This is a genomic window from Nocardioides astragali (assembly GCF_024436375.1).
Lineage (GTDB): Bacteria > Actinomycetota > Actinomycetes > Propionibacteriales > Nocardioidaceae > Nocardioides > Nocardioides astragali.
Window position 1 is genome coordinate 225,806 of the sequence record NZ_JAFMZM010000002.1, and the last position, 12,565, is coordinate 238,370.

General features: G+C 67.5%; 9 protein-coding genes. 6 read left to right on the plus strand and 3 right to left on the minus strand.

Annotation, left to right across the window (positions count from 1 at the left end; genetic code table 11):
- Positions 1-37 precede the first annotated feature (37 nt).
- Positions 38-1,672 carry a CocE/NonD family hydrolase gene (locus J3P44_RS06200; protein WP_308212224.1) on the minus strand — a complete coding sequence of 545 codons (1,635 nt, stop codon included), beginning with the start codon at positions 1,670-1,672 and terminating at the stop codon, positions 38-40.
- A 33-nt stretch (positions 1,673-1,705) separates the two neighbouring features.
- Positions 1,706-2,476, minus strand: a complete 771-nt coding sequence (locus tag J3P44_RS06205; RefSeq protein ID WP_255889384.1) for an SDR family NAD(P)-dependent oxidoreductase — start codon at positions 2,474-2,476, stop codon at positions 1,706-1,708.
- Between the two features lie 340 nt (positions 2,477-2,816).
- Between J3P44_RS06205 and J3P44_RS06210 the strand changes: the two genes are divergently transcribed.
- Entirely contained in the window at positions 2,817-4,025 is a 1,209-nt protein-coding gene (locus J3P44_RS06210) for a helix-turn-helix domain-containing protein (protein ID WP_255889385.1), read from the plus strand.
- A 66-nt stretch (positions 4,026-4,091) separates the two neighbouring features.
- Positions 4,092-4,628 carry a gamma carbonic anhydrase family protein gene (locus tag J3P44_RS06215; protein WP_255889386.1) on the plus strand — a complete coding sequence of 179 codons (537 nt, stop codon included), beginning with the start codon at positions 4,092-4,094 and terminating at the stop codon, positions 4,626-4,628.
- A gap of 39 nt (positions 4,629-4,667) precedes the next feature.
- Here the strand turns inward: J3P44_RS06215 and J3P44_RS06220 are convergent, their stop codons facing one another.
- On the minus strand, positions 4,668-5,756 hold the full coding sequence (locus tag J3P44_RS06220; RefSeq protein ID WP_255889388.1) for a zinc-dependent alcohol dehydrogenase: 1,089 nt from the start codon (positions 5,754-5,756) through the stop codon (positions 4,668-4,670).
- Positions 5,757-6,119: 363 nt separating this feature from the next.
- On the opposite strand from J3P44_RS06220, the gene J3P44_RS06225 reads away from it, so the two are divergent.
- Genes J3P44_RS06225 through J3P44_RS06240 form a run of 4 tightly spaced genes read left to right on the plus strand, consistent with a single transcriptional unit; the run spans position 6,120 to position 12,545 of the window.
- The gene (locus tag J3P44_RS06225) at positions 6,120-7,292 is read left to right on the plus strand and encodes an acetyl-CoA acetyltransferase (RefSeq protein ID WP_255889389.1); all 1,173 of its coding nucleotides are present in this window, start codon (positions 6,120-6,122) and stop codon (positions 7,290-7,292) included.
- Positions 7,286-8,878, plus strand: a complete 1,593-nt coding sequence (locus J3P44_RS06230) for an AMP-binding protein (protein ID WP_255889390.1) — start codon at positions 7,286-7,288, stop codon at positions 8,876-8,878. Before J3P44_RS06225 ends, J3P44_RS06230 begins: the two co-directional genes overlap by 7 nt.
- The gene (locus J3P44_RS06235) at positions 8,875-9,792 is read left to right on the plus strand and encodes a PCC domain-containing protein (protein ID WP_255889391.1); all 918 of its coding nucleotides are present in this window, start codon (positions 8,875-8,877) and stop codon (positions 9,790-9,792) included. Before J3P44_RS06230 ends, J3P44_RS06235 begins: the two co-directional genes overlap by 4 nt.
- Positions 9,789-12,545, plus strand: coding sequence for an FAD-binding and (Fe-S)-binding domain-containing protein (locus J3P44_RS06240; protein WP_255889392.1), 2,757 nt, complete (start codon positions 9,789-9,791; stop codon positions 12,543-12,545). The genes J3P44_RS06235 and J3P44_RS06240 overlap by 4 nt, the downstream gene beginning before the upstream one ends.
- Positions 12,546-12,565 lie beyond the last annotated feature (20 nt).

Consider the following 12,565-nt stretch of genomic DNA (forward strand, 5'->3'; position numbering starts at 1 on the left):
CGAGATACATCGCCCGATCAGGCAGCTGCCCTGACCGTCAGGTCGTGGCTCCCGATCGGATAACGGGAAGGGTGACGAAAGAATCCGCACCCAGGTGGACGGTCTGCCTGGCGGTCCGCATCTCTCCGGTCTCCGCGCCGTCCGCCGTGTTCAGGTTGCGGTCCCAACGGGGAAAGGAGCTCGAGGTGACGTGCACGCGCATCCGGTGTCCCTTCTTGAACAACATGCTGGTGGACCAGAGGTCGACCATGACCACACTGGCCTTCCCGGGGGGAGTGACGACTCGAGTGATCCCGTCCACGACGTTGTACGACGCGCCGTCCGGATGCACGTCGCACAGCCGGACGACCCAGTCGGTGGTCGTGGCATCTGTGGCGACGGTCAGTTCGGCGCTGATGCGGCCCGTGACCTCGACGTCGTCCTTGAGGGGTTCGGTGGTGAAGACCAGGACGTCGTCGCGGCTCTCGGTTCGAGACTGCTCGAAGCTGCCTGCAGGTGCGTGGCCGAGGAGGGTGTTGCCACCGAGGGTCGGCACCGGGTTGGCAGGGTCATAGGTGTACGACACTCCAGACGTTCCTGCTACTGGTGCTGCTCCCGCACGACCGTCAGGCTGCAGGAACAGCTTGGTCGGCTCGGCGCGTTCGAGCGGCCACGCGTCCTCGTGCCGCCAGCTGTTCGCGCCCATCGTGTAGATCCGGACCGGCGGCTCATCTGGGAGCGCGTCGCCGGACAGGTGGCCGTGCAGCCATCCGAAGGTCGAGCTCGCGAGCGAGGGGCCGAGATCGACGGCGCCGCCACTCGCCGCGGCTCCGAAGTTCAGCTCGCCTTGCTGCGGCATGAAGGACATGTGGTTCCACGGGCCGATGACGAGGCGATCCTGCGGACCGCCGTTGACGAAGTTGTCAATCGTGCCCTGGAGGAAGATGTCGAACCAGCCGCCGATGTTGAGGGCGGGCACCTTAACCGCTTCCTGCCGGCGCGACACGTCACCGCTGTCGACGTCGAACGAGGGTAGGCGGTGCCGCGTGATGACCGGGTCGGTCAGCGGAGTGCGACCCGTCGGCAGCTCGTCGTACGTAGCGCCGGGCAGAGCGTCCACTGCGGCCACCAACTCTCGCACGGCGCGCATCATCGCGTCCTCGTCGGCCGCGTGACGGCGGACGGCCACGTCGAAGCCGGCCACGACGCTCCACGCGCGGCCCAGGCCGAGCTCGCGTGCACCACCCCTGGTGGTCAGGCCCTCGCCATCGCGGAACGTGATTGAAGGAGCAATGGCGCCTAGTGCCTCGGGCTGCTCTGATGCGGCCTGCCACTGGGCGTTGCCCATGTAGCTGGACCCCCACATTCCGACGCGCCCAGTCGACCCGTCCAGGTGCGCCGCCCACGCGACGGTGTCGGCACCGTCCTGCGCCTCTGTCGCGAGCGGCACCCAGTCGTCCCCTTCCGAGGCATTCCTCGCGCGCACGTCCTGCACGACGGCGATTAGCCCATGCTTCACGGCTGTGAGTGGCTCGAGGAACATGTTCTCGAAGGGATCGGCCTTGCCGTACGGCGTCCTCACCACGATCACAGGCCACGGCCCGTCCCCACTCGGCCTGTACACATCGGCACGAAGCACTGTGCCATCGCGCATCGGCACGGGTACGTCGTACTCGATAGAAGCACCGGTCATTGCCAGACTCACCCTTCTTGCACCAGTACGGACCTATACGCAACGCATCGTGAGGCCGCCGTCGACGGGCAGGCAGACTCCGTTCACGTAGGCGGCGGCATCGCTCGCCAGGAACAGGGACGCGTTGGCGACGTCCCAGCACGTACCCATCCGGCCGGTCGGACTCAGGGCGTGGCGGCGCTCCAACAGCTCGTCGATGGTGTCAGCCTGGCTGTGCAGCTGATGACGCACGATCGGGGTGTCCATGAAACCCGGTGCAACGGCATTCGCCCGGATCCCTTCGCGAGCGTGAGTCAGGGCGAGTGACACGGTCACCTGGTTGACCGCCGCCTTGCTTGCCATGTAGGCCGGGTAGGGATAGCCGACGTCGCGCAAGCTGGCGATGGAGGACACGTTCACGATCGCGCCCCTCTGCTGCTTGATCATCACGGGCAAGACGTACTTGGTCGTCAGGAAGACCGAGTCGACGTTGAGCGCGAACGCTCGCTGCCAGCTGGCGTATTCGAGGTCGATCGGCCCTCCGAGAACGGTCACCCCAACGTTGTTGTGCAGGACGTCGACGGTTCCGTAGGCGTCTAGCGCCTGCGCGACGGCTGACTCGACAGAGTCCGGATCGGTCGCGTCGGCAGTGATGGGGGTTGCCAGACCTCCCTCAGCCTCGATAGCGGCGGCCGTTCGATCGGCGGCCTCTGCAGAAAGGTCAACAACCGCGACGTGCGCACCAGCTCGGGCGTAGGTCATGGCCGTCGCCTGCCCGTTGGTGACCCCGTCGGCGCCTCCGCCGCCCCCGAAGACGATCGCCACGCGGTCCTTCAACGATCCGATCATTGTCATCACACCTTGGCCAGGCGCCGTGGGGCGACGCGACGTTTCGGACTGGCAGTGGTCACGGTGGGCTGTCTGCCACCGAGCAGGAACGCAGCCCACTCTTCGTCTTCAGACGCTTGGGCGTCCGTGCTGTCGACGGGTACCAGCTTTACCGGACTTGTTGCTTCATCCACGTCTGCGATGGTGCACCGTTTCGTCTGGCGGCGCGTCCCTCCGTTGTCGAAGGCATCGTCCGGCGTTTCCGACATGTGCAGGTCAGGTGGCGCAGTGCGGTCGGCATGACGGTCATCGCGGGCCGCGATCCTAGGATGTGAGAATGGCAAGCCCGGAGATCCAGTCCCTCGTCGACGAGCTCGCCGAACAGCTGCAGCGCTCCGTGGTCATCGACGACCCGGGGCTTGGCCTGCTCTACAGCAGCGCGCATTTCGGCGACGAGGACCCCGTTCGCATCGACTCGATGCTCAACAGGCGCACCGACAGCAAGGTCATAGGACACGTGCTTGCCCACGGCGTGCTGTCGTGGACACGCCCGGGAATGATCTCGCCCAGCGACGAGCTAGGACTGCACTCGCGGGTGTGCGTGCCGGTCCGCTGGCAGGGAGAGCTCGTCGCGCTGATCATGGTGATGGACTCGGACGGGAGCCTCACCACGGCAGAGACGCGACGCATCTCGGACGTCGCAGATCGCGTGGCCCCGCTCCTGGTCACTGAGCTCAAGCCGGCAGACCAACCGGGCGAGCAGCTCGTGCTGGGTCTCGTGAGCAGTGACCCGACTCTGCGTCGCCAGGCCCTGGGGGAGTTGAGCCAGTCTGGATCCGCACTGGTCGCCGAGCACGTCACGGCCATACGCCTACTGGTCGGGTCTGGCGAGGGTGAAGCGTCGTCAGCGCACGTCACCGTCGCCTTGCGAAGCGCGCTCGCGCTCCCCGGCCCGACAGGATCGACGCTTCATCTGGCCGCGGTCACCGCACCGGGAGGTGTCGTCATCATTGGGGGCCGTCGGGCCATGACGCACGGGGCAGCACAGAATCATGCGCAACGCATGATCGCTCGCGTGGACGACCTGTCTTCCGGGCGATTCAGAGCCTATGCAGGCATCGGTCCGGCCGTGACGGGGATCGACAGGGCGCATGAATCGGCCGAGCTGGCCGGGCTGGCCGTCGCCGCCGCGGAAGTCGGCGTCGTCGACGTCGCTGCCCAGTGGGAAGATCTCGGTCCGTACGGCCCGCTGATGCGCATACCGCCGCATCAGCGCGGTGCCGGCTCGCTCCCATCGGAGGTCAGGAGGCTGCTGGAGGTCGACCGGGACGGGGCTCTTCTGGAGACCTTGCGGGTCTTCCTCGATGTCGCAGGCGCTGCTTCTGCGGCCTCGGCAGCCCTGCAGATCCACCGCACCACCCTCTATTACCGGCTCTCGCGCGTCGAGGAGCTTCTCGGAGTCGACCTGTCGGACGGACGCACCCGGCTCACCCTCCATCTCGGCATCGCACTGCTCGACAGCGCCCCGGGGCATCGACAGACGTAGCAAGAAGGAAGCCACGGTTCCATCGTGCTGCCATGGCTACATCGTGGAGGCATGTCGCATGCTCGGGTGACCTCCGCCTGCCGGCAACCCGACGACTGGGAACACACAATGACTGATCGAACGACATGGATCGCCGAGACCGCACGCGTCATGGGCCGGGTCCGGCTCGGCCCGGAGAGCAGTGTCTGGTTCGGGGCGGTTGTCCGGGCCGATCAGGAAGACGTCAGCATCGGCGGGCGTACGAACATCCAGGACAACGCCGTCCTTCATGCGGACCCCGGGTTCCCGTTGCGCATCGGGGACGACGTGTCAATCGGTCACGCTGCGGTCGTGCACGGGTGCACGGTCGAGAACGGTGTGCTGGTGGGGATGGGGTCGGTCATCATGAACGGTGCCGTTATCGGGGCGGGTAGCACGGTCGCTGCAGGCGCCGTCGTCCTGAGCGGGACAAAGGTGCCGCCGGGCACCCTGGTCGCCGGGATCCCTGCCAAGGTGCGACGCACGCTCGACGAGGACGAGGTGCAGGCTAATCTGTATGCGGCCCGGCTCTATGTCGACTTGGCCGGACGTCATCGGGACGGCGAGTTCACCCCTCGGCCGTGAGCGGCACTCCGCACTCGGCCGCACGGGGAGCTTGAGGGCTCAGCCGGTGCGCGTGAGCGCAGCCGTCCCACCTGGTCCTGCAGTGTCGACCAAGCCCGGGTCCAGCAGCACCTTCCCGGCTTCCCCCTTCATCAGCTCGAGCGCCTCCGGCAGAGCGCTCAGAGGCAGGCGGTGAGTGATCAATCCCTCCAGGTCAACCCTTCCGGCGACGATGAGGGCGGACAGCCGGTGCCACGTCTCCCAGATCGATCTGCCCCAACTGCCTCGCAAGGTGACCCCGCGAGTGATCAGCGTCTCAGTCACATCAATGTTCACCGGTCCCTTGACCAGCCCGATCGCGACGACCGTCCCCTCGCGTCGGACGACGCGGACCGCGCTCTCCAGCGCGGTGCGCGACCCAGAGCACTCGAGCACCAGGTCGAATCCCGTGCGTATCCGCGTCGCGCTGTCTGCGGCGTCGAGGGGTGACTCGTCGGCGCCGACCGAGGTTGCGCCGAATGACTCGGCCAAGGATCTCCGGTAGGCGTTCGGTTCGACAGCGGTGACCTGTCGTGCACCTAACGCATGGGCGACCTGAATCGCTATGAGCCCGACAGGGCCTGCACCCGACACCAGCACCGAAGCGCCCGCCAGATTCACCCCCGAGCGGAGAACGCCATGCATCGCGCTGCCGGCGGACTCCAGCAGCGCGGCGGCTGCGGGGTCGATACCCTCGGGCACGACGAAGCAGCTCCGGGCCGGTACGACCAGACGCTCGGCGAACGCGCCGTCGACCGTCACGCCCAGCAGCTCCAACCGCGAGCAGTTGTGCCCGTTGCCGCTGAGGCAGTTGAAGCACTCTCCGCAATGCAGGTGCGTCTCGATCGCCACAGGCATGCCGACCGACAGCCCGGTCACGCCTGCCCCGACCTCCACTACGACGCCGCCCACCTCGTGGCCCATGGTTCGGGGATAGGTCATGCCCATATCTCCGCCTGCGTCCCCGGACTCGTAGAAGGCTGCATCGGAGCCGCAGACCGACGCCGCAGCCACCTCGACCCGCACATGGTCTCGCGCGAGGTCCGGCTCGCCACGGTCGAGCACGAACTGGCACCCGCGTCCCGGGGCGGCTTTGATGACTGCGCGCATGTGACGAGCGTGACCGCCACGGCGCAGCACGAGCCACCGTCTGCTGACGAACATCCGGACAGAGATCTCGCGACAGGTGTCGTAAGAGGCGCAGCCCGACCCTCTGTGCCGCTGACGTTCATACAACTGTCGCAATCGCCCGCTGCCGAACTCGGCAGTCGGCGGTTGTCGTCGCTGGCCGCCCCGCAGCAGTGTGGTAGGCGTACGAGGCGTCTGATTGTGCCTCGGTGTGAACGTCCCACGGCGACTGCCCTGCACCGTCGTGACCGATCAGGAGACTGTCATGACATCCACTCTGGACCCGCGCGCCGCCCAGCCCGGTCGGGTCGCAATTGTCCTGCGTCGAGCCCGAGGAGCACGCCGATGAGTGCGGCCCGGACCTCGATCATCGGCTGGGAGCACTCGCCCTTCGGCAAGCTCGAGCACCCCGACACCATGTCGCTCATGGGCAGCGTGGTGCCAGGAGCGATCGCCCACGCGGGGCTCACGACCGAAGACGTCGACGGCATCTTCGTCGGCGTCTACAACAACGGCTTCACCACACAGGACTTCCAGGCCGGCCTCATCTCCATGGCAGTCCCTGCCCTGGCTGAGGTGCCCGCCGCCCGCCTGGAGAATGCCTGCGCCACCGGGTCCGCGGCGCTGTATGCGGCGCTGGACTACATCGAGTCCGGCCGCGGCAAGGTCGCGCTCGTCGTCGGCGCGGAGAAGATGTCCGGGGTGACCTCGTCACGCGCCGGGGAGATCCTGCTGTCCGGCTGCTACGGACCAGAGGAATCGGCTGTCGAGAGTGGGTTCGCTGGAGTCTTCGCCGGCATCGCGCGCGCGTACGCAGACCGCTACGGCGACCCGAGCCGGACTCTGGCTCAGATCGCCGCCAAGAACCACCGCAACGGCGTGACCAACCCCTACGCCCAGATCCGCAAGGATCTCGGCTTCGAGTTCTGCAACACGGTCTCGGAGAAGAACCCGATGGTCGCGACGCCCTTGCGACGTACCGACTGCTCGCTGATCTCCGACGGTGCGGTCGCCGTCGTTGTGGCGTCCGCCGACGTAGCTCGATCCGCGCCGCGCCGCGTCGCGTTCAGGGCTCGCACCCAAGCCAACGACTTCATGGCCCTGTCGAAGCGCGACCCGCTGGAATTCGCCGGAGCGCGCCGCGCATGGTCAGAGGCGACGGCTCAGGCCGGCATCTCGACGATGGACCTCGACTTCCTCGAGACCCACGACTGCTTCACCATCGCCGAACTGCTGCAGTACGAAGCCCTCGGCCTCGCGCCCAACGGCCAAGGGCACCGGGTCCTCGAAGAGGGGCTCGTGGCCCCGGACGGTGCGCTTCCGGTGAACCGCAGTGGCGGACTCAAGGCAAAGGGCCACCCCATCGGCGCCACCGGCGTCTCGATGCATGCCATGGCAGCGATGCAGCTGACTGGAGCCGCAGGCGACATGCAGCTTCCCCACGCCGACCTGGCAGGGGTCTTCAACATGGGCGGCTCTGCCGTCGCCAACTATGCGAGCATCCTGGAGGCGTGGTGACGCACCCCCGGACCCCGCAGGTGGCCAAGGCCACGACCAACCTCTCGACCTTGCTGCGGCAGACGGCCGCACGGCTGGCCGGGGAGGTTGCGCTCGTGCGGGGAGAGGTCGTCTGGACGTGGGCCGACCTCGACGCGCGCGTCGACGCGCTTGCGATCGCCCTCGACGAGGCGAACATCGGAAGCGGCGACGTCGTGATGCTCCATGCTGCCAACAGTCGGGACTACCTCACGGTCGTCTTCGCTACCTGGCGGGTCGGGGCGACCATCACTCCGACCAACAGCAAGCTCACGCCTCACGAGCTGTCGTCCCTTGCCGAGGTTGTCAGGCCGACCCTGCTCGTCGTGGACGAGAAGTCCGAGGACCATGCCGTGGCCCTGGGCGACATACCCGCATGGATCATCTCCGACATTGTCGGACCGGAGACGCGACCCCAGGTGGGCGACATGATCGACGAGCACCTCGGCTCACGCTTCGAGGACGCCGACGTGATGAGCGGCGATCCTGCTTGGTTCTTCTTCACCTCGGGCAGCTCTGGCCGGCCCAAGGCTGCGGTGCTGACCCATGACCACCTGGTCTTCATAGTCACAAACCACATCGCCGACCTGATGCCCGGACTCTCGCCGGACGACGCCGCCCTGGTGCTGGCACCGCTGTCGCACGGTGCCGGCGTGCACGTGCTCACCCACGTCGCGCGCGGAGCACGCATCGTGTTGATGCCCGGCGACTCCTTCGACGCCTCCGAGGCGTGGCGTCTGATCGGTCTGCACCGCGTCTCCACGATGTTCACCGTTCCCACCATCTTGAACAGGTTGGTCGACGCTGTCGACGAAGGCACCGACCCGACGCCACTGCGCTACGTCATCTACGCAGGTGCCCCCATCACGCGCGACGACCAACGCCGCGCGTTCGAGGTTCTCGGGCCCGTCATCGAGCAGTACTACGGGTTGGCCGAGGTCACCGGCGCCATCACAGTCCTGCCGCCGCACGCCCACGACGACGTCCCGACGTACGAGGGCATCGTGACGGCAGGACATCCGCGGACCGGCATCACCATCACCATCCGTGACTCGGACGGCAACCGACTGCCCACTGGCGAACGAGGAGAGATCTGCGTCGTCGGGCCTGCTGTCTTCGCCGGCTACCTGGACAACGAGGACGCCAATGCCCACGCGTTCCGAGACGGATGGTTCCGAACCGGGGACCTCGGCGTCCTCGACGAGCGGGGACTGCTCTACATCACCGGCCGTGCCTCGGACATGTACATCTCGGGCGGTTCCAACATCGACCCGCGCGAGGTCGAGGAGAAGATCATCGCTCACCCCCACGTTCAGGCCGTCGGGGTGGTCGGCGCGCCCGATCGCGAGTGGGGTGAAGTCGGGTACGCAGTCGTAGTCGCCGACGGGGGCCTCAGCGAATCGGAGCTGCTGTCGTGGTGTCGCGACCACATGGCTCGATACAAGGCGCCCAAGGTGGTCCACCTGGTCGACGAGCTCCCGACAACGGCTTACGGCAAGGTGACCACACCCGTCCTGCGAGACCTCCTCAAGAGTGCCGGACGGTGGCCCGAGGCGTCGGCGCGGTGACAGTCACCGAGGCCTACGGCCTCTCACCGTCCGCTGCCCGGCTGGTCCATCCAGGGCCGGTCGCCGAGACCCGAGTCGTGAGCCTCGAGACACGACTCAACGGGTTCGACGTCGCGCTGCCTGCTGGGACTCCGCTCCTCGAGGCCCTCGAATGGCTGCTCGACGAGACGGGATGCGTGTCCGCCAACGGTCAACTGGTCGGGGGCGAGCTCGCGCGGTTCTCCTACTACATCCCTGATGTCGGCCCCGCCGGCGGGCCGGTGGCGAACTTCAGCCGACCATATGCCGGCTCTGCGCCGGGGTGGATGGTGCGTGGAGGCATCACCATCGGACGTCGGGACGGGCGGGTGTGGTGTCACAGCCACTCCTTGTTCGTCGACGCCGAAGGCTCCGAGCGGGCCGGTCACCTCATTCCGGACGAGGTCGTCCTAGGAGACGGTGTGCGAGCGCAGGTGTGGGGTGGACCCGATGTTCTCAACGAAGTCCAGCTCGACCCTGAGACGCAGATGCCGCTGTTCACGCCTCGCCGTGTCGCGCACGCCGGCACGGGGAAGGTGCGTGCGCTCGTGTGCAGGGTCCGTCCCAATGTCGATCTCGTCCGGACCATCGAGATCTTGACTGAACAGCAGGGGTGGGCCGGCGCTCACGTGCGGGGACAGGTCGGGTCCCTCATCGGCGGTCAGCTGGCGCAGCCGGGCGGGACGGTGTTGAGCGCGGCCGGTCCTGCCACGGAGGTGATGTTCCTCGAAGGAACGGTCCGTCGTGTCGACGGCAGGATGACCGCCACCCTCGACGCACATCTCGTCGACCGCAACGCAACCGTGTTCAGCGGACGGGTCATCCCGGGCGAGAACCCGGTGGCCATGACCTACGAGCTCGTCCTCACCGAGGCCACACCGGAGGACCCGCCGTGAGCGTCTCGGCGCGATTGACCGACCTCGGCGTCGAGCCCACGTCCGTGCGCTCGCGAGCCATCGACCTCGCCGCGAACGCCGCAGACGCCTCGCACTACTTGCTCACGCCCTCGGCCTATGTGGTCGCACAGGACGAGGCGGCGGTCTCCCGAGTGATGTGGGCCTGCTCCCAGGCAGGTCTCACCATGACGTTCCGGTCGGGCGGCACGAGCCTGTCCGGACAGGCCGGCACGGCGGGCGTGCTCGTCGACGTGCGTCGCGCGTTCCGGCGTATCGAGGTCCTCGACGAAGGGGGGCGTGTGCGTGTGGGTCCCGGCACCACGGTGCGGGCAGTCAACACGGCGTTGGCGCCATACGGGCGCAAGCTCGGTCCCGATCCCGCCAGCGAGGCGGCGTGCACCATCGGCGGCGTCGTCGCCAACAACTCGAGCGGGATGAGCTGCGGCATCGCCGCCAACGCCTACAACACCTTGGAATCCATCCGGCTGGTCCTGCCAAGCGGCACGGTGGTCGACACCGGAGCAGGGGACGCGGATGCCCGGCTCGCGCACGACGAACCCGCCCTGCACACTGGACTGCGTGAGCTCCGTGATCGAGTTCGCGAGAACCCGGTCATGCGATCCGACATCGAGCGGCTGTTCTCCCTCAAGAACACCATGGGATACGGCGTCAACTCGCTGATCGACCATCACGCCCCGTCCGAGATCCTTGCGCACCTCGTCGTAGGTTCCGAAGGGACGCTCGGATTCGTGTCCTCCGCCACCTTTCGCACGGTCGCGGCCAAGCCGTACGCCGCCACGACCCTTCTCGTGCTTCCCGAACTGGTGTCCGCCACGGGGTTGCTCCCTGAGCTGGTGGCGTCGGAGGCCGCCGCTATCGAGCTGCTCGACACACGTTCCCTCCAGGTAGCCGCTCGTGACCTGCGCGCCGGACCGGCTCTGACAGAGCTGGAGCTCCACACGCAAGCGGCCTTGCTCGTGGAGTACCAGGCAGAGTCGGAGCAGGAGTTGCACGAGCTCGTAGCCGGCGCATCCCCGCTGCTCCGCGACGCCGGGCCTACGTCGGACCCCGTTACACGAGCGGACCTGTGGCACATCCGCAAGGGCCTCTACGCCAGCGTGGCGGGTGCCCGGCGCAGCGGCACCACGGCGCTACTCGAAGACGTGGCCGTGCCCATGGGTGCCCTCACCGACGCGTGTACCCGCCTCGACGACCTGTTCGTCAAGCACGGCTACGACGTCGCCGATACTGTCGTCTTCGGACACGCCAAGGACGGCAACCTCCACTTCATGATCACCGAAGACCTGGGCTCGGCCGAGGGCGTCGCGCGCTACGCCGGGTTCACCGAGGATATGGTCGACGCAGTGCTGGATCTCGGTGGGACGCTGAAGGCCGAGCACGGCACCGGACGCGTCATGGCCCCGTTCGTGGAACGCCAGTATGGTCCAGCGCTTACGACCGTCATGCGCGATCTGAAGCGGCTGTGCGACCCACAGTCCGTTCTCAACCCCGGTGTCGTCCTCACCGAGGACCCCCAAGCCCACCTGCGGAACCTCAAGACGGTGCACACGGTCGAGACGGAGGTGGACCGGTGCGTCGAGTGCGGCTTCTGCGAACCAGTCTGTCCCTCGAAGGACCTCACGCTGACACCGAGGCAGCGCATCGTGGCTCGCAGAGCCGAGCAGGCGCTGCGAACCACTGGCGCCCACGAGCAAGCCGATGAGCTCGCCGCCGACTACGACTACGAGGGACTGCAGACCTGTGCCGCGGACGGCATGTGCCAGACCATGTGCCCGGTGGGGATCGACACAGGATCCTTGGTCCGCCGGTTGCGCAGCCAACAGCAAGGTCGGATGGCACAGGCGGGCGGACGATCAGCAGCCCGACACTGGGCGGGCGCGACGGCCGTGTCGAGCCGCGCATTGACCGCCGCCCACAAGATGCCTGGAGTCGCCGCGTCGCTCTCGACGCTCGGGCGCCGAGTGGTCGGGGACGAACGGGTGCCGCGATGGACCCCCGACCTGCCGCGAGGCGGCAACGCACGCCGTGCGCTGGTGAGCCCGGCAGCCGAGGTGGTGTTCGTGCCGAGCTGCACAGGAACGATGTTCGGAGGTGACGGTTCTGCGTCCGACGCCTTCCGCCAGCTGTGCGAGCGCGCGGGGGTGCCCATCACGGTGCCGGAGGACATCGCGTCCCTGTGCTGTGGGATGCCCTGGAGTTCCAAGGGCCTCGCTGAGGGGGCGTCTGCGATGGCCGAGAAAGTCCAGAGCGTCCTCGACCGAACCGCCGCCGGCAGAAGCATCACCGTCGTCTCCGACGCTGCCTCCTGCAGCGAGGGATTCGCCAAGTCTCTCGACGACAGTCCGTACCTCGTGGAAGACGCGGTTGCATTTGCGGCTCGCGTTCTGCTTCCGCGCCTGTCGCCCGAACGTGTCGCGGGGCGCCTGGCGCTGCATCCGACCTGCTCCTCCACTCGATCGGGAACCGATGAAGCCCTCCGCGCCCTTGCAGCGGCTGTGGCGGATGAGGTCTTCGTGCCGCCGTCGTGGGGCTGCTGCGGCTTCGCCGGCGACCGAGGGCTCCTGCATCCAGAACTGACCGCTTCCGCCACGAGTGCCCAGGCGGCGGAGGTGCGCACCTTCGACGCTGACGTCCATGTCTCCTGCAATCGGACCTGCGAGATCGGTATGACCCGTGCTGTCGGCTCCACCTATCACCACGTCCTCATCCTGCTCGAGCAGGCGACGCGATGAACACGAGGACGACCGATGAC

What these genes read in the sequence shown, in the direction of transcription:
- J3P44_RS06200 (WP_308212224.1), bottom strand. Translation starts at nt 1,672, where the DNA reads ATGACCGGTGCTTCTATCGAGTACGACGTACCCGTGCCGATGCGCGAT.
- J3P44_RS06210 (WP_255889385.1), top strand. Translation starts at nt 2,817, where the DNA reads ATGGCAAGCCCGGAGATCCAGTCCCTCGTCGACGAGCTCGCCGAACAG.
- J3P44_RS06220 (WP_255889388.1), bottom strand. Translation starts at nt 5,756, where the DNA reads ATGCGCGCAGTCATCAAAGCCGCCCCGGGACGCGGGTGCCAGTTCGTG.
- J3P44_RS06225 (WP_255889389.1), top strand. Translation starts at nt 6,120, where the DNA reads ATGAGTGCGGCCCGGACCTCGATCATCGGCTGGGAGCACTCGCCCTTC.